The sequence below is a fragment of the Pseudobacillus sp. FSL P4-0506 genome (assembly GCF_038003025.1).
Classification (GTDB): Bacteria; Bacillota; Bacilli; order Bacillales; family Domibacillaceae; genus Pseudobacillus.
The window spans coordinates 1,212,219-1,228,693 of sequence record NZ_JBBOOI010000001.1 but is presented as its reverse complement, the minus strand read 5'-3'; the positions used below and the strand labels follow the sequence as shown (position 1 = coordinate 1,228,693).

The following is a 16,475-nucleotide window of genomic DNA, read 5'->3' as shown; positions in this document are numbered from 1 at the left end:
GCCGATCAATCCTTGACACAAAAAAAGAGCGTCGCTTTAGAGACGCTCTTTACTTTGTTCTATAAGGTTCCATACCTTTATAAGCTTTATCAAGCATTTCTTCAGATGCTACAAAAAATACCCCTATTAAAAAGACGAAAACTGCTCCTACAACTGCCCCAATGCCCATAGGAGTTAACACACTGGAATCGCTTCCAAAGAAACCGATTAAGAAAGTTAAAATCCCAAGAGCAAGCACTGTACCACCGATGTACTTTACTGCATTTAACATCTTCCGTTTAGTTTCCATTTTATCCATCTCCCTTTCTTCTATTATTTCTCAAATTCACATTTTTGTCAATAATTTTTTCTAATTTAGACACATCTTTTATATATATTACTATTGACTTTTCCGTTTGTTCATAAAACTAAAATCTATTTATTCCATAATAATTATCATTAGGAAAAATTTACCTGACGGTAGGTTTCTTACCGGTTTACCTTATAAAATAAGAGATTAATATATTGCATATTCCTATCCAGGTAGTTTACCTGTATAATATATAGAGAAAATATAGAATTTATGCAGGATGGTGAATTCCAGTGCCAATACCTACTGATCATTCAAAGCTGGTAAGAAAATCAGCAAAAGAAAGCGCATTCAGCCAGCTGCTACAATGGATTATTGACGGCACCTTGCGTCCGGGCGAAAAATTGAATGACAAAGAGCTTGCTGAGGCTTTAGGTGTCAGCAGAACTCCAATTCGTGAATCGCTGCAGCTTCTTGAAGCACAAGGATTTGTAGAAATGTACCCAGGTAAATCAACACAAGTGACAAGAGTGGAAGAAGAATCAATGAAAGATATCCTCCCACCCTTAGCAGCATTACAAGCATTGGCAGCTGAACTGGCTGTCCCCCATTTAACAGATGAAGCAACCCTGCTGCTAGAAATGACAAATGAACAATTAGCTGAGGCTGTACGTTCAAAAAATTACTTTGGTGCTCTAAAAATTGATGAAGAGTTTCACCAAATTATTGTCGATACAGCCAATAACCCTTATCTTCTTAAAATGATTCCATCTTTACAATCACATGTTCGGAGATTATTTTTTCACAGTTCGCTTGTTTTAACGGAAAAGACGATAGAAGAACATGCAGCGATCATTAAACACTTAAAGGATCGGGATGCTACAGGGGCTGCGGCAAGCATGAGGAAGAACTGGCTTCGTTCGATCGAAGAATTTCGCTCGCTCAAATCACTATAAACATAAAAGCCGGCTCCCTCTCAAGAGAGGGAGCCGGCTTTTATTAAGCTTCAACAGTTGATAACTTTTGAAGACGGACAATCACTCCTGTAATGACGATTACGATTAAAACTGGCAACAACCAGCCAAGTCCCTGGCCGTATAACGGCAATACTTGCTCGTAAAATGACACTACCGCTTTCATCCAATTAAAGTATGGAATGCTGAATGAATCACAGAATGTTTTGAGGCCATCGATTGTACTGATTAGCAATGCTACTATTGTGGCTGCTACATAAACAACCCGTGAATGATTAAACAATGGCGATAAGAATGTTAACAACATTAAAGTAATAGCCAGCGGATACAGGAACATTAAGACTGGAATTGAGTACATAATAATGTTGGATAACCCAAAGTTCGCAATGATAAATGAGAACAATGAAAAGAAAACAACAAACTTTTTATAGCTTACTTTCGGGAACAAAGTATGGAAGTACTCACCACACGCTGTAATTAACCCAATACTTGTTGTTAAACATGCCAGTATAATGATCACTGACAGCATCACTGTTCCGAAGCTTCCAAAATAATAAGAAGCTGCGCTGTTAAGAACAGGGCCCCCCGTATCAAAAACTCCGAATTTCTCTGTGCTTGTAGCACCTAAATAAGCAATACCTACATAGATGATAGCAAGGAAAAAGATTGCCACAGTCCCCGCTTTAATTGTTGCGGATAATACCTCTCCTTTGGATGTCACACCCATGGAGCGAATCGCATTAATAACAATAATTCCGAAGACAAGCGAAGCGAGCGCATCCATTGTGTTGTATCCTTCTAAGAAACCTTTCACAAATGCCCCGTTTGCATACATTTCCTGAGGAGCCTCAATAGATCCCATAGGTTTAGCAATAACAGTAATTAATAAGATCAAGAGCAGTATAATCAGTGCTGGTGATAGAATCTTTCCAACCCGGTCAACAATCTTTGAAGGGTTTAATGACAGCCACATCGTAACACCAAAGAACACTAGAGTAAAAATCAATAACCCTACTTGTGCAGAGCCCTCACCTACAAACGGAGATATACCGATATCGTAAGCGACTGTACCTGTACGCGGAGTGGCGAAAAATGGTCCGATCGTTAAATAAAGAAGCGAAGTGAAAATAACTGCGTATATCGGATGGACACGACTTGCCAGTTCTTGAAGATTAGAACTGCCCGAGAAGCCCATCGCTAAAATTCCGAGAAACGGCAGCCCTACTCCAGTTGTTAAAAAGCCAATAACCGCTGGCCAAACGTTCGTGCCGGCATTTTGGCCAAGCTGCGCTGGAAAAATAAGATTACCCGCTCCAAAAAATAGTGCAAACAACATAACTCCAATTGCAAGATAAGCTGAAAATGATAATTTCGACTTCATATAGTTTATTCCTTTCTAAATTACAAAATCTATTTTCGCTCAATAAAGATCCTATTCGAAGTATGCAATATATCGCTAGAACTATATTACTTCTATTGCTCTGTAATTTCAATATATTATTGTAAAATATTTTGAAGATTTAAAAATAGTTAAAGCGCTTTCTATAAAAAGGGCGATACCTTCTCTCACTCTTGATATAAGCTGATCCTTCCTTGGTAGATCCATATTGAGATAACATTATTCTAGATGTCAGCAAAGAATCTTTAACTTTTTTCTTCAATATTAATCTTTTAAATATTTTATCAGTGTAAAAAGCATCCTAAAAATTCAGGACGCTCTAAATCAAGATGTTTCAGACCATCACGCTTGAAAAATCATTTCCCTTTTACGTCAACTTGTGAGTTTCAGCAACTCTGCCGCTTCATTTTCCGTAATATCTTTTATCATGATTAATTCACTAATTAGAATACGCTTGGCACGGTCAAGCAACTGCTTTTCAACAGAGTTAAGCGCTTTTTCCCGTTCATAATGAAGCAAGTCTCGAACTACTTCAGCTGTGTCCTGCATTTCTCCTGTCTTCATTTTTTCCGTATTCTTTTTTAACCTTTCCTTCCACGAAAGCGAACAATCAGATACCTTATTATCAAAGTCGGATAATATCTCTTTTGCTACTTTTCTGCTAGTAATCGAACGGATTCGTGATTTCTTGATCACCTTTACAGGAATCATGACATCCATCTTACTAAGAGGAATGGCAATAACACAGTACTCTTGTGTTTTCCCTTGGATTTCTCGTTCTTCTATGGCTTCGATCACCCCTGCTCCATACATTGGATAAAAAACCTTGTCGCCAACTTGAAACAAATCCTCCACCTCCATTCACATTTACAACTACTATGTTATCACAACAATATTTTTATTCAAATTTTTAAATATATCACGAATATTTAAAATAATCAATATTCTTTTTCTTGTATATAAACCAAAATTCTTGTACTTATGAAGATTTTTATCGTCAACATTTAATTCATCCTTTGTAACCTTGAGAACATAAAACGCATGCAGGAAGAAACCTGCATGCGACAGTAAATATTGACTATGATACTTACAACTTGAAACAGCCGCCTGGGCTTGTGCGCTCTCGGATCACCTATTCACACCTTGCCTTCTCTCTTATCGTTTTTCTTAGTAGTTCTAATACCTGGCTGCCAGTTCTTTCTCTATCAAGCGTTGCTGGCCTTATTTTTCTCCTTCATTAATAAACGCTTCATAGTCGCCTTCACTTAGCAGCACCTTCAGTTCTTCCGGATTAGACATCTCCACTTCGATCAACCAGCCCTCTTTATAAGGCTGCTCGTTAATTAATTCAGGATTGTCCTCTAACCGTTCATTAACAGTCATAACCGTGCCTGAGAGAGGAGAAAATAATTCTGACACCGCCTTAACAGATTCAATAGTTCCCATAGATTCATTGGCCGTTACTTCGTCATTCATCTCTGGATTTTCTACAAATACAATATCCCCTAACTGCTTTTGGGCATAATCAGAAATACCAATTCTTACCCGATTTTCACTTAATTGAAGTACCCATTCATGTTCTTCGCTATATAGTAAATTCGCTGTTGCTTCTGTCATCTGTTTTTCTCCCTTTCCCCTCAAACGTTCTCTTTATTTTATAAATCCAATCGCTTCCTACTTAACTAACATATATATCAAAAAACAGTTTATACCCCATTTATAAGCCGGTGTCTTTATCCTAACAGTCACTGCCTTTTTACTGAGCTTCTTCCTGTAAATGGCTACCGCTCCCCCAAGCAATAGTCATTTTTTCTCCCACCGACAACACTTTTATTCAAGCTACTCTCTGTCATCGTTACTTCTATATAAATAAACACTGATATCCCTTTTATATAGCAATCGTCTTTTCCATCCATAAATTGCTTTATTTCTTACTGCAGAAGAGCTGTTCTTTTATCCTCTGACCAGTCTCAGTCATAGCAAGACCGCCAAGAGACGTTTCTCTTAATGTTCTTGGCATATCTTTCCCCACTTTGTACATTGCCTCAATTACCTCATCACATGGAATGCGGCTTTCTACTCCTGCAAGAGCCAAGTCTGCAGCCGAAAAAGCAATGGATGTACCGATCGCATTCCGTTTAATGCAAGGCACTTCAACAAGCCCTGCCACCGGATCACAAACCAATCCTAAGAGAGACTTCATCGCTATCGCCGTTGCATGCACAGCTTGCTCTGGGCTGCCGCCCTTTAATTCAGTGATGGTGCCAGCAGCCATGGCGGCTGCCGAGCCCACTTCCGCCTGGCATCCTCCAGCAGCCCCGGAAATAAACGAACGATTAGCAATCACATAGCCGAGCATGCTGGCGGTAAACAGTCCCATAACCAACTCCTTAAAGGGCGTTCCGTCATTGTGATGAAGCGAAAAGAGCACGCCTGGCAAAATGCCTGCTGCTCCGGCAGTGGGCGTAGCCACAATGACTCCCATTCTGGCATTGCTTTCCGAAGTAGCCAGTGAGAAAGTCATTGCCTGACTAATATAGCTGCCTGTAAGCGTTTTTCCTCCTCGTACGTAATCTCGCATTTTTACGGCATCTCCTCCGGAAATTCCGCTCGGCGCGGATGAGGAATCCTCTGTTCCACTGTCGACCGCTTCCTTCATTTTGATGAGCCGTTCTTCCATCATGCGAAGAATCGTTTGTTGATTTTTGCCTGATTTCTTTTCTTCTAGCAGCAGCATCACTTCACCGATACTTTTCTGCTCCTTTTCACAAGACTTCAGAAGCTGTTTCATTGATAAGATCTCCATCAGGCATTCCTCGCAATTTCTTCTCTTAATCGATATATCTGATAGTTTCTAGCCAGCACCGAAAAATCATCGCTCGTGCTCAAACGAATATCGACCATTCGGCCGTTGATCATAAAGATTTTCGATAACCCGCCTCCGAGAGAAGCACCGCCTACTTTTACAAGCTGGTTCCCCCGTCTAGCTGTAACCATAGCCGTGTTCGGATGGTCAAAAAATAAGCAGCTTCCTTGCGGCTCAATCGTATAATCCAGGCCAACCTCCCCGGCCCGCTTCAGAGCATCCCGAATGCCCGAGTCATCCGTCCCCATGCCAAGTAAACCGCCAAGCAGTGCTTTATCCGTTCCATGCCCTTGATAGGTTTCAGCAAAGGAATCATAGAAGACAATATCCGCCTCTTCAGGACACCCGCCCAACCATTCATAAATAAATTTGCCAATCGATACAACGCCAGCGGTGTGAGAACTTGACGGCCCCACCATAATAGGCCCGATAATGTCAAAGCAGCTTTGAAATTCCATTTTGTTGCTCCTTTCCTATACGTTGACTGACTGTTGGAATAATGGATAAGCTTCGCAAATAGAGGCCGTTGTTTCTTTTGCCTGTGCCAGTACCGCCGGTTCCCCTTTGTTTTTCAACACAGCGGCTATCACCTGAGCAATTTTCTCCATTTGCTCTTCTTTCATGCCGCGCGTAGTTAACGCAGCTGTTCCCATCCGCACTCCGCTCGTCACAAACGGGCCTTCCGGATCATAAGGAATCGTGTTCTTATTTACGGTAATACCTGCTTCCTCAAGCAAACGCTCTGCTTCTTTTCCAGTCAGACTCCACGGACGCACATCCAGCAGGACAAGGTGGTTATCTGTCCCCCCGGAAACAAGAGCAGCTCCTTCCCTCTTTAACGCTTCGCCCAGTGCCTGGCTGTTTCGGATAACTTGCTTGGCATACTCTTTAAAGTCCGGCTGCGCCGCTTCGTTGAAAGCTACCGCTTTTGCTGCAATAATGTGCATAAGGGGGCCTCCCTGGATTCCTGGGAATACTGCTTTGTTAATAGCCTTAATGATTTCCTCGTCGTTCGTTAACACAATGCCGCCCCGAGGCCCCCTCAATGTTTTGTGGGTAGTGCTTGTCACAACATCTGCATAAGGAACAGGAGAAGGGTGAAGACCTGCTGCCACCAGCCCGGCGATATGCGCCATGTCCACCATCAATTTCGCGTCCACTTGATCGGCAATCTCTTTAAAGCGGGCAAAATCAATCGTTCTCGGATAAGCACTCGCCCCGGCAATGATCAATTTCGGTTTTTCTTTATGGGCAATCTCCTCCAATTCATCGTAATCAATTAATTGCGTATCCTCCTTTACTCCATAAGAAACAACCTCAAACCATTTGCCAGAAATACTCACAGGGCTTCCGTGAGTTAAATGTCCGCCATGCGAAAGATTCATGCCCATGATTTTATCGCCAGGCTGAAGCAGTGCATAAAAGACGGCGAGATTCGCCTGCGCCCCCGAGTGAGGCTGCACATTGGCATATTTAGCACAAAATAGGTTGGTCAGACGTTCAATCGCTGCCCGTTCCGCCACATCGACAAATTCACAGCCCCCATAGTAGCGCCTTCCCGGATATCCTTCCGCGTACTTATTCGTCATTACACTTCCCATAGCTTCTAATACATCCGGGCTGACAAAGTTTTCTGATGCAATCAATTCCAATGTCTCATGCTGGCGTCTCTTTTCTTTCTCAATCGCCTCAAAAATAGTAAAATCATTTTTTTGCAAACTCATTTCCTTGCCTCCTATTCAGATTTCCTCTTTTAAACATGTGCTGTACATTTATCTCTCGCTACCTTTTTCTGCACACAAAAAAGGACAGAAAAGGGTAACATTTCCCTTCTCTGTCCTTTTACCTGAGAGTTTAACTCTTATCGATCGTAGAGTCTTCCCCTTTGGTGGCGTACCTAAACGCGCTCTCCAGAGGTGCGTCCCATTGTGGTTCTTCTACCTGAGAGATTAGCTCCAAGGGTCTTTTTGGAACTTGCTCCTTCGGTGGCTTATTGCTCGCGCTCTCCCACAATCGTCATCCGTTATTTTTGTTTAGAATATTAAAAATAATTATAATTGTCAACCACTTTTTTCAATTTATGAAGATAGGAAAAAGCAATATAAAAAGAGCACTCTGAAAAACCAGAAAATGCTCTTTTATTAAATAACGTCTATTTAGTTAGATAAAACGAACTGTTTCTTCCAGCGGAAGACGAGTCGTTTTATGAGCAGGCGCAGCAGCTTTACCAATAGCGATTAAAACAATTGGAATGTAGCGTTCCGGTACATCAAACCGCTCAGCAAACTTCTGCTTATCAAAGCCGCCCATAGTTACCGTATCATAACCATTCGCTTTGGCAATAAGCATAAGCTGCATAGAGACGAGCCCTGCATCAAATGAAGCAATATTGGCTCTTGCTTCAACTGGCGCATTAGGATACGTATTATATGTGTTTTGAATCAGTTTATTCATACTCGCTTCATCCATAAAGCCAGCTTCATAGCTGCTTTGGTATACCTTTTCAACATTTTTATACATTTCTACATCGCCTAGAACAGCAATGACAGCTGAAGATGTCTCCACTTGCTCTTGGTTGTAAGCAATGGCTCTTAGTTCCTTCTTTACCTCCTCATTATCAATAACGATAAAGCGCCATGGCTGAAGGTTGCTAGATGAAGGAGCTAGCATCGCTTCTTGCAGCATTTCTTCTATTTCATTTCTCGAAATTTTATAAGTTGGATCATATTTTCTAACAGAATGGCGATTGCGAATCACTTCTGATAAACTTTGCATAGTTGTTGTCACTTTCTTTCCCTCCTAATTGAACTTACTTTAAGTAAGTTCAAAACCAAGCTTACTATTAGTAAGCTTGGTTTGTCAAATACTATATGCTAAAATTTATATAAAAACATTGAGGTTATAGAATGAGCCAACAAAATGAGTTGAATTGTTCTCAGTACAAAGATAAGACCACTATTTGCGATAACTTTCACCACACGATCGAGTTCATCGGAAAGCGCTGGATGGGAGTCATTATTTATACACTGCTGAAAGGCCCTAAACGGTATCACGAATTATTAAACGAAATCCCCGGCATTTCTGATCGGCTCCTTACAGAACGACTGCGCGAGCTAGAAAATGAGAGACTAGTTGTGAAGAAAACATTTGAATCCTCCCCAAGAAAAGTGATCTATGAACTAACCCCAATCGGCAAAGAACTCGAAGATGTCATTACTGCTGTTATGCGCTGGGTTAGTAAAGCTTCTCGTATTTAAACCCTACACCTGGGTCATTAACTAGATAAGAATTTAATGTTTATTATCCTTCCTTAGAAAAACAGACTCATAGACATAACAGTTCTATGTTTTGAAGCTTCAATATAAGTAGATGATCATAACAACTTGACGAAGTTTTTTCTTTCACAAAGCTTCCATTTTTCAAGAATGACAATAATTCAGGAGGAGAGGACATGAAAGATTGGGAAGCGGGCTATTTAGCAGGGATTATAGATGGAGAAGGCTCTATCACACTAACTAGAATGCACCAAAGAGAACATCGGCGTCCTTGCATCACAATTTCTTCGTCGGATAAAGAGCTTCTTCTCTATATTCAAACACTGACCGGCGGAGCCATTAGTAATAAGAAAAATTATAAGCCTGGCCTTCACAAGGACTCTTATACTTTGTCTATAAAGAACAAAGAGAGCGTGTTGATGATTTTAAAAGAAGTTTCCCCTTATCTCAGAATAGATAAAAAAAGAAATCGAGCTAAATGGATATTGGAACACTACAACAGAGTCACACCTCGAAATGGGAAATATACAGCTGATATGTTAAAAGCGAAATTATTATTTGAGGAGTCATTTTTTAACATATAAAAACTGTTAAAGACCTCCACCTTTCCTTCCTATTTATGAACACAAAAAGACTTGCCACGTTTGGCAAGTCTTTTAATTAAATAGGTAATATCCACCAAATCATGTATGGTGGAGACGGTGGGACGTGCTTTTCCATGCTTTCGTCATGGCACTGACTATATCTTGAACCTGCATAGTAAGACAGGCTCTTCGGCGTCTTATGCGAAAAATAGATTTACCTGGATCCCCAGGTAGCTTCCCGCATCCTAGTACTGCCCTCCAACTAAGTGGCAGCCTATAAGTCGATACACGGCTGTTGGATTGCTCCACATACCGCTCGGCATTGCCTTATCATCATTCGATGACTTAGGTTTCACCGATAAAGCCGAATTTTCACTTGTATGTTACCATACAAGGCGACTATTTTCTAATCGAACCCACGTCCAAAGATAACGGCACTTGAACGTCTACGAGCGTAGTCGATATATTCGGATTTCGCTGTACCTTTTGCCTACCGACGGGCGGCCGGACAGCTAGCCTGATTGATCTCTTCCTTTGTCCCCAGACGGAGAACTACGGCGTAGCCCACTAAGAGTGAGTCCCTTACCCTACCACATGGGCGATGGAGGGAGGAACCGCTATCAGCTGTTATTAAGCAGCGAAAGCGAGGTTGTTGTTTTGTTTGCCAGTTATTATTGGCTTTGACGTTTTTACGAGGACGATCCCCTCGGCTCGCAGCCCAAGCTCGAACTATCCCTGTCGAATCCGTAACGTCCCCATTATAAAATAGGAACCGGACCAAATGTCCGAAGCTCAGCTACAGTTCTTATTATACCATTTTTCATAGAAAAAGCAACAATTGTTCGCTCTTTACCCTTTCTGCCGCTCTCTAAACGCGCGCTCTACATCGCGCTTCGCTTCTTTCTTCTTCAAGTCTTCCCGCTTGTCAAACTTCTTCTTCCCTTTAGCCAAACCGATTAGCAGCTTGGCGTAACCGTCTTTTAAATACATTTTCAGCGGGACAATTGAATAACCCGCTTCCTTTGTTTCCCCAATGAGCTTATCAATCTGTTTGCGGTGCAATAACAGCTTTCTCGTTCTGAGCGGGTCATGATTATAGCGGTTTCCCTGCTCATAGGGACTGATATGCATGTTATATACAAACACTTCCCCTTTTTGAATGCGGGCAAACGCGTCTTTTAAATTTACTCTTCCAGCACGGATTGACTTAATTTCCGTTCCTTGAAGTACGATCCCCGCTTCAAACGTTTCTTCGATAAAAAAATCATGGCGCGCTTTTTTATTTTGCGCAACTACTTTTCCTTCTCCCTTTGGCATTTTTCTTCACCTTCCGTTATTCAGTCCGACCCGGCAGCCTGGAAGCTGCCGGGTGCCTGTTATCCTTTATTCCGGCGTCTTTTCTTCGCTTGTTTTTTTGCTACGCCTTCATAATATTTACCGCGTTTTTTCTTTTTGTTTGGCGGCTGATTCGTCCATTCGCCGCCCGCTCCTTCATCGCTGTTGCCTTGCGGGCCGCTTGCTTTTTTGCTTTGTGATTTTCCATTAATCGTTTTTGTCTGAACAGCAGGACGTTTTCTTATATTTTTCATGCCAACAATCTCAAAGTCAATGGATTGTTCGTCCTTATTTACATCTCTCACTCTGACGGTAATTTGATCGCCGATGCGGAAAACATTTCCCGTCCGCTCACCAATCATAGCAAATTGCTGTTCATCATAGCGATAGTAATCATCCGTCATATAAGAGACATGGATCAAGCCTTCGATGGTGTTTTCCAACTCAACAAACATCCCGAAGTTGGTGACAGAACTAATAATGCCGTCAAATTCTTCCCCAATTTTATCCAGCATGAATTCTGCTTTTTTCAGTTCATCTGTGTCACGTTCGGCATCCACAGCCCGGCGCTCCATGTTCGATGTATGTTCGGCAATTTCCGGCAGGCGTGCTTCCCACTTTGCCTGAGTAGCCGGATCCACCTGCTTCTCAATTAAATACGTACGGATTAGACGGTGCACAATTAAATCCGGATAACGTCGAATGGGTGAAGTGAAGTGCGTATAATAATCTGTCGACAATCCAAAATGCCCTAGGCTTTCATCATAGTATTTCGCCTGCTGCATGGAACGAAGCATAACGGTAGAAATGATTACTTCTTCCGGTTTGCCTTGGATCGCCTCAAGCACCTCCTGCAAAGCGCGCGGATGTACAGAGTTAGACGTGCCTTTGACAACTAATCCGAAGTTCGTAATGAATTCAAAGAAACGCTGCAGCTTATCTTCTTTCGGATCTTCATGGATCCGATAAATGAACGGTACATCCATCCAATGAAAATGTTCGGCTACTGTTTCATTCGCTGCCAGCATGAATTCTTCAATTAACCGCTCGGCAACAGACCGCTCACGCAGCACGACATCCACCGGCTTGCCGTCTTCATCAACAATGACTTTCGATTCTTTAAAGTCAAAATCAATGGCACCACGCTTCTCCCGCTTCTTATGCAAGATAGCCGCCAGCTCTTCCATGTCTTCAAATAATGGTACAAGCGGTGCATACTTCGACCGCAGTTCTTCATCTTTATCAACAAGAATATCATTTACATCACTATACGTCATTCGCTCAGTTGTCTTAATCACACTTTGGAAAATTTCGTGGCTTACGACTTCGCCGGATGAGTTAATCTCCATCTCACACGAGAGTGTCAGCCGGTCCACTTTTGGGTTCAATGAGCAAATACCATTAGAAAGACGATGTGGGATCATTGGGATGACGCGGTCAACGAGGTAAACACTCGTACCTCGCTCATACGCCTCCTCATCGATGGGAGAACCTTCTGTCACATAATAACTGACATCAGCAATATGAACGCCGAGCTTATAGTTTCCATTATCGAGCTTTGTCACAGTCACGGCATCGTCTAAATCTTTCGCATCGGCGCCGTCAATTGTGACAATCGTTTCTTCGCGCAAATCCCGTCGGCCTTCTATTTCTTTTTCGCTAATTGTTTCCGGTACAGCATTTGCCTGTTCCATCACTTCCTCAGGGAATTCCTGTGGCAAGCCATGCTTATAAATAATTGAAATAATATCTACACCCGGGTCATTTTTGTGGCCAAGAATCTGTATGACTTCCCCTTCAGCACTTTTACGCCCATCCGGATAAGAAGTAATTTTCACAACCACTTTGTGGCCCTCAATTGCCCCGTGAGCAGCCTCCTTCGGAATGAAAATATCACTCGCAAACTTTTTATCATCGGGGATGACAAAACCAAAATGCTTACTGTCAGTGTATGTACCAACAATCTCTGTTTTTCCACGCTCAAGAATGCGGACAACCGTCCCTTCTCGTCGTGATCCGCTCGTTTCCGAAGTCACCCTCACAAGCGCAATGTCGCCATTTAATGCGCCATTTGTTTCATGTGGTGGAATAAATATATCGTCCATTCCTTGTTCTTCGGGCACTAAAAAAGCAAAGCCTTTTGAATGTCCGGAAATTTTACCGCGTACTAAATTCATTTTTTCAGGAAGCCCGTAGCGATTCGCTCTGGTCCGAACGACCAATCCCTTTTCTTCCATATATACAAGAGCCTTCACAAAATCTTTAAACTCAGCAGAATCTTCAATTTGCATCATCTCTTCCAGCTCTTTAACAGTGAGCGGCTTGTAGGACTCTTCCTTCATATATGTCAATAATCTGTCAACAAGCTCATTTTGCTGATCCATAGCAGTCCCTCCTTACATTTTGTATTAGTCGTTCCAGTTCAGCTTTTCCAGGAAGTCGTAAATATCCTCGTGCAGCTGTTCTTTTTCTTTATCAATGGTAATCACATGGCCTGACTCTTCATACCACTTTATTTCCTTCATTGTTGACTCAATTTCATCGTAAATGATGTTGGCACTTTCCGGATTAATCATCTCATCGTGGCGAGCCTGAACGACGAAGGCGGGCGCATAAATCATATCGATATGATCACGCACATCCGAAATGAGATTTTGCAGTGCTTTTAACGTGTTCATCGGTGTTTTTTTGAACGCCTCTATTTCTTGTTCAATTACCTCTTCCGATTTCCCTTCAAACTTCTTAAATTGGCGGGCGTAATCTAAAACCCCCTGGTACATCACTTCTTCACTTTTAATGTACATCGGCGCGCACATCGTCACAATTCCTTTCACAGGAACAGTATAGCCGAGCTTTAAAGAAAATACCCCGCCGAGGGACAAGCCAGCCACAGCAATTTCCTCATAGCCAAGATTTTTTAGATGCTCATAGCCATCCATCACATCCTGCCACCAGTCTTGCGGACCAGTATGAACAAGCTCCTCCGGCGGAACCCCATGCCCTTTATAATGCGGAGCATGCGACGTATATCCCTTCTTTTGCAAAAAGCGCCCGAGCATTCGCACGTCGGAAGAGTTCCCCGTGAACCCATGAAGCAAAAGCACCGCCCGCTTTCCAGCTTCAAACGTAAATGGTTTCGGCAAACGTAATTTCATAATTCAAAAAACCCCTTTTCTCTAGTATGAACCGTTCCACAGACATTCATTATCATTTTACGAAATAATGCCCTTAGAAACCAGCGTGAGGCCTGTCTCATTTCAATAAAAAAAGCTTCTTCTCTCTAAAAAGACGCAAGGATCTAGTGTTCCCAAGAAAATTCAACGGCCTTTTCCCGGTGGAATACAGGGAAAAGGCCGCTGTTCATCACGTATGTTCCTATGAATCATCTATGGAAAGAGAGCTCTTTAATTGCTTATACCGGCCCAAAAAATCTTCCATATATTTTGGAGTCTTGGGACCATCTTTTCTGCTCCGTAAAAAGACAGCTCAATGAAAATGCCATCAAGCAAACAATAATAAGCAATGATTAAATCTTCTATGTTTTCTTCACGAATTTCTTTCGCTTCTATTCCTTGTATGAAAATTGAGCGCAAAATAGCGGACAAGGCTTCCTCCGATAACAAAAACTCTTCATTTACAAGCTCTTTCAGTGACTCTGGCGGAAAGACTACTGCTCTTCTCAAAAAAGTAGTTTTTTCCTCATCATCTATGTAATCTTGCGCCGTTAACAGCATAATTTGTCTCAGTTGTTCTTCAGACGTCTCTCCTTTTATACGCTCCATCAGCCGCCTTACATCCTCAATATGACTCCACAAAATTTTCTTATAAATCGTTAAAAATATCTCTTCTTTATTTTTAAAGTGGTTATAGATGGACGGCTTTTGAATTCCCACTCCCTTGGCAATCTCTGCTAAGGTCGTGCCTTCATATCCGTTCTTAGCAAACAGCGCAATCGCTATAGCGATAATTTTGTCTTTTGTCATTGGCAGCCTCCGAATCCTTTTCTTTCATTAACAAAATGATAAACGATTCTCACTGTTTAGTCTAAGTGTTTCCTTAATAATTTAACTAAAAAAGCCCTGCCCTTAGTCAATCGAACTAAAGACAGGCCTTTTTTAATTGAAAGATGGTTGTTCTTGTTTAGAGTAAACAATTTCTCCGTCAATGATCGTCATTTCCACTTTCGTATCAAGAATTTCTTCTACAGGCACATCAAAAATATTTCTGTCCAGAATGGCAATATCAGCCAGCTTTCCCGCTTCAAGCGTTCCTAATTCATGCTCTCTAAATGTGCCAAATGCTGAACCGTACGTATATGCACGCAGAGCTTCAGATACAGTAATCCGCTCATCAGGATTCCATACATTTTTTCCACCGCTGTCAATTCTCGACACAGCCCGATATATTTGCAACATGGGATTTAAGGAATCAATCGGAAAGTCAGTTCCTAAAGCAAGCTGTGCTCCTGATTTTTGCAGCGTATTAATAATGAAAACATCCTTCTCTCGCTCTTTGCCAATTCGTTCCGTATAGACCCCACGCTCAGATAAAGCCATGTGATCCGGCTGCATAGAAGCGATTACTCCTAATGAAGAAAAGCGGGAAACGTCATTTCTGTCAATGACTTCTATATGTTCAATCGCATGGCGGGAATCCCTTGCTCCATTCACTTTTTGTGCTTCTTCGAACGTATCTAGAGCTAAACGGATAGCCCCATCCCCAATAGCATGAAAACGAATGCTAAATTCCTCTTTATCCGCCTCGATGACCCAATCTTTTATTTGGTCTGAAGAGAAAGCTGCATGTCCACAAGTGTCCGGCTGATCCGCGTAAGGCTGGAGCATGTAAGCCGTCCGGCTCGTCACTACCCCATCAATGAACTGCTTTAATCCAGCAACCCGTAATTTGGCTGACTGATATTTTTCCCTCAGTTGTTTCGCATGCGCAATGTTGCCATCAAGCTGTGGAAAAAGATGCATGCGTACAGTTAGTTCGTCATTCTCTTCAAATTCCCGGAACAGTTCAAAATCATCCAGCTTGCTCAATGTTTCTGTTCCATACAAATTATTGATGGACGTAACCCCGTAACTAGCTGCTTCTTTAAGAAAATTTCTAAATAAACTAGCTTTTTTATTTTTCGGAAGATCATAGGCATATTCCGTTACCAATGAAGAAGCTTCTTCAATTAATATGCCCGTCGGTTCCCCATTATCATCTTTTTCAACGGTTCCGTAAGAAGGATTTTTCGTATCCTTATTAATATTGGCAACCTCCAATGCTTTGCTGTTTACCCATGAGTAATGGCCCTCCGCATGAAATAATACAACTGGCCGGTCCGGGAATACCCGATCCAGGGAGAAACGGCTCGGCAGCCTTTTGTCCTCCCAATAACTAGAATCCCACATAAAACCAATAATCCAAGGTTCATCCGGATGCTGTTCTGCATACTGCCGTACCATTTCGACCGCTTCCTCTTCCGAGCGCGCATCAAAAAGGTTCACACATTGCAATGCAAGACTTCCCATCATCGCATGCAAATGAAAATCATGAAAACCAGGCATAATTAATTGGCTTCCATAGTCAAGCACCTTTGTGTTTGCTCCAATAAATGGACGCAGCTCTTCTTTCGAACCGACTGCTACAATTTTATTATTAATAATGGCAATCGCCCCTGGCTGCGGGTTGCTTTCAAGCCCTGTAAATATAGCCTCACTGCTAAGAACAATATCCGCTTCTTTTTGCTTATTCAACAT

The 16,475-nt window shown here is 42.0% G+C and carries 16 protein-coding genes, 1 other RNA gene and 2 riboswitches; of the genes, 3 read left to right on the top strand and 14 right to left on the bottom strand.

Annotation, left to right across the window (positions count from 1 at the left end; all coding sequences use genetic code 11):
• Positions 1-49 precede the first annotated feature (49 nt).
• Positions 50-298, bottom strand: a complete 249-nt coding sequence (locus tag MKZ02_RS05915) for a hypothetical protein (RefSeq protein ID WP_340852420.1) — start codon at positions 296-298, stop codon at positions 50-52.
• Positions 299-582: 284 nt separating this feature from the next.
• On the opposite strand from MKZ02_RS05915, the gene MKZ02_RS05910 reads away from it, so the two are divergent.
• Positions 583-1,245 (top strand): GntR family transcriptional regulator, encoded by a 663-nt coding sequence (locus tag MKZ02_RS05910; RefSeq protein WP_340852419.1) that lies wholly within the window; start codon positions 583-585, stop codon positions 1,243-1,245.
• A gap of 43 nt (positions 1,246-1,288) precedes the next feature.
• Here MKZ02_RS05910 and brnQ read toward each other — a convergent pair whose 3' ends face one another.
• The 7 genes from brnQ to MKZ02_RS05875 form a co-directional block, all read right to left on the bottom strand.
• Positions 1,289-2,644: a branched-chain amino acid transport system II carrier protein gene (gene brnQ, locus MKZ02_RS05905; RefSeq protein WP_340852418.1), complete on the bottom strand. Its 1,356-nt coding sequence runs from the start codon at positions 2,642-2,644 to the stop codon at positions 1,289-1,291.
• Between the two features lie 390 nt (positions 2,645-3,034).
• Positions 3,035-3,508, bottom strand: coding sequence for a CarD family transcriptional regulator (locus tag MKZ02_RS05900; protein WP_259455608.1), 474 nt, complete (start codon positions 3,506-3,508; stop codon positions 3,035-3,037).
• 375 nt (positions 3,509-3,883) lie between these two features.
• Positions 3,884-4,279 (bottom strand): glycine cleavage system protein GcvH, encoded by a 396-nt coding sequence (gcvH, locus tag MKZ02_RS05895; RefSeq protein WP_340852414.1) that lies wholly within the window; start codon positions 4,277-4,279, stop codon positions 3,884-3,886.
• Between the two features lie 307 nt (positions 4,280-4,586).
• A complete protein-coding gene (gene sdaAA / locus MKZ02_RS05890) occupies positions 4,587-5,468 on the bottom strand; it encodes an L-serine ammonia-lyase, iron-sulfur-dependent, subunit alpha (protein ID WP_340852413.1) in 882 nt (293 codons plus the stop codon).
• Positions 5,468-5,986 carry a serine dehydratase beta chain gene (locus MKZ02_RS05885; protein ID WP_120034633.1) on the bottom strand — a complete coding sequence of 173 codons (519 nt, stop codon included), beginning with the start codon at positions 5,984-5,986 and terminating at the stop codon, positions 5,468-5,470. Before MKZ02_RS05885 ends, sdaAA begins: the two co-directional genes overlap by 1 nt.
• A gap of 15 nt (positions 5,987-6,001) precedes the next feature.
• Entirely contained in the window at positions 6,002-7,252 is a 1,251-nt protein-coding gene (gene glyA, locus MKZ02_RS05880) for a serine hydroxymethyltransferase (RefSeq protein ID WP_340852411.1), read from the bottom strand.
• Positions 7,253-7,360: 108 nt separating this feature from the next.
• Positions 7,361-7,444, bottom strand: a riboswitch (glycine riboswitch).
• 3 nt (positions 7,445-7,447) lie between these two features.
• A riboswitch (glycine riboswitch) is annotated at positions 7,448-7,548 on the bottom strand.
• A 140-nt stretch (positions 7,549-7,688) separates the two neighbouring features.
• On the bottom strand, positions 7,689-8,315 hold the full coding sequence (locus MKZ02_RS05875) for a nitroreductase family protein (protein ID WP_340852410.1): 627 nt from the start codon (positions 8,313-8,315) through the stop codon (positions 7,689-7,691).
• Positions 8,316-8,434: 119 nt separating this feature from the next.
• On the opposite strand from MKZ02_RS05875, the gene MKZ02_RS05870 reads away from it, so the two are divergent.
• Positions 8,435-8,785, top strand: a complete 351-nt coding sequence (locus MKZ02_RS05870; protein WP_340852407.1) for a winged helix-turn-helix transcriptional regulator — start codon at positions 8,435-8,437, stop codon at positions 8,783-8,785.
• A gap of 194 nt (positions 8,786-8,979) precedes the next feature.
• Complete coding sequence (locus MKZ02_RS05865; protein WP_340852405.1) at positions 8,980-9,387, top strand: LAGLIDADG family homing endonuclease; 408 nt, start codon at positions 8,980-8,982, stop codon at positions 9,385-9,387.
• Between the two features lie 407 nt (positions 9,388-9,794).
• On the opposite strand, the gene ssrA is transcribed toward MKZ02_RS05865, so the two are convergent.
• The 6 genes from ssrA to MKZ02_RS05835 all read right to left on the bottom strand — a co-directional run bounded on the left by ssrA (position 9,795) and on the right by MKZ02_RS05835 (position 16,475).
• Positions 9,795-10,136, bottom strand: a transfer-messenger RNA (tmRNA) gene (gene ssrA, locus MKZ02_RS05860).
• Positions 10,137-10,236: 100 nt separating this feature from the next.
• Complete coding sequence (smpB, locus tag MKZ02_RS05855) at positions 10,237-10,704, bottom strand: SsrA-binding protein SmpB (RefSeq protein ID WP_120034639.1); 468 nt, start codon at positions 10,702-10,704, stop codon at positions 10,237-10,239.
• A 59-nt stretch (positions 10,705-10,763) separates the two neighbouring features.
• Positions 10,764-13,106, bottom strand: coding sequence for a ribonuclease R (rnr, locus tag MKZ02_RS05850; RefSeq protein ID WP_340852402.1), 2,343 nt, complete (start codon positions 13,104-13,106; stop codon positions 10,764-10,766).
• Between the two features lie 24 nt (positions 13,107-13,130).
• The gene (locus MKZ02_RS05845) at positions 13,131-13,877 is read right to left on the bottom strand and encodes an alpha/beta hydrolase (protein WP_120034644.1); all 747 of its coding nucleotides are present in this window, start codon (positions 13,875-13,877) and stop codon (positions 13,131-13,133) included.
• A gap of 249 nt (positions 13,878-14,126) precedes the next feature.
• Positions 14,127-14,705 carry a TetR/AcrR family transcriptional regulator gene (locus MKZ02_RS05840; RefSeq protein ID WP_340852399.1) on the bottom strand — a complete coding sequence of 193 codons (579 nt, stop codon included), beginning with the start codon at positions 14,703-14,705 and terminating at the stop codon, positions 14,127-14,129.
• 132 nt (positions 14,706-14,837) lie between these two features.
• Positions 14,838-16,475: an amidohydrolase gene (locus tag MKZ02_RS05835; protein WP_340852398.1), complete on the bottom strand. Its 1,638-nt coding sequence runs from the start codon at positions 16,473-16,475 to the stop codon at positions 14,838-14,840.